This is a genomic window from Roseateles sp. P5_B10, from assembly GCF_056400485.1.
The window spans coordinates 1-1,095 of record NZ_JBFULE010001226.1; the positions used below are offsets into that span (position 1 = coordinate 1).

1 protein-coding gene is annotated in these 1,095 nt (G+C 65.5%); it reads right to left on the reverse strand.

Translation table 11 applies throughout. From position 1 onward, the window contains the following. Window positions 1–10: 10 nt before the first annotated feature. On the reverse strand, window positions 11–1,095 hold a 1,085-nt coding region (locus AC1DU6_RS32295; RefSeq protein WP_477862307.1), incomplete at its 5' end, for a glycosyltransferase family 4 protein.

The following is a 1,095-nucleotide window of genomic DNA, read 5'->3' on the forward strand; positions in this document are numbered from 1 at the left end:
GGTTCTGAACTCAACGACGCTGCTTGAACTGCAGCGTGGCATCGACGTACAGCAAGGCCGACTGCAACGCCTCGGCCGAGCGTTCCCACGTGAACGTCTCGAGGATGGCTGCTGCCGCGCGCTTGCGTGCTGCACCAGCACATGCATCTTTTAGACCCGCAAAGGCCGCCTGCCACGATGCCGAAGATCCCAGCTGCACGAACTGGGCCGCATCGCCCAGCACCTCGCGAAGCACCGGGATGTCAGCCGCGATGACGTGGGTGCCGCTGGCAAGGGCCTCCAGGGGCGGGATGCCAAATCCCTCCCAAAAGGACGGATAGAGCAAAGCGGCAGCACCTTGATACAGCTGGCGCAGCCGGGCGTCATCCACGTAGTCCAGGAACTCGATGCGGTCCCGCAGGCCGAGGCTTTCGGCCTGAGATTCGAGCGCCTTGCGGTAGTCGCCACCGCAGGACGCCACCACCAGCCTGTACTCGTCGGACCACGCGGCGCACTCGGAGAGCACCTCCTGCACGTTCTTGTGCGGATACCGTGCACCAACCATCAGCAAATACGGCGGGGCAGCAGCTGGCAAGACGTCAGACGATGCTGGCGCGAACCGCGCCGCATCGACTCCGTTGGGCACCACATGGATGCGTTCCAGTGGGAACTTGTAGTGCTCGGCAATGTCGCGGCGGGTGGTCTCGGACACCRTGAACACCGCCGCGCACTGCTTCAAGACCCGCGGCAGCAGGTGCCGGAAGTACCAATACTGCATCCGATGCTGCTGGGGAAAGCGCAGGCAGATGAGGTCGTGAATCGTGATCACTTGGCGCGCCGCCCGAGGCAGTGCGTGGTGCGTCGGCGAGTACAACAGCCGGGCGCCGGGCAACTCCACCGAGCGCGCCCACAGTGCGCGCTTGATGGCCGCCCCGCGGCTTGCGCCGATCGCCACGCTGGCGGGAGCCGAAACCAGCCGCGGCGCATCCGGGACAAAACCATGCCCCGCCACCACCGAGATCTCAAACCGCTCCGACAGCGCCTTCRCACAGCGTTCGGCATAGACACCGAGYCCCGTCGGGCGCGCGCCCAGCATCGACAGATTCACAACCAGCA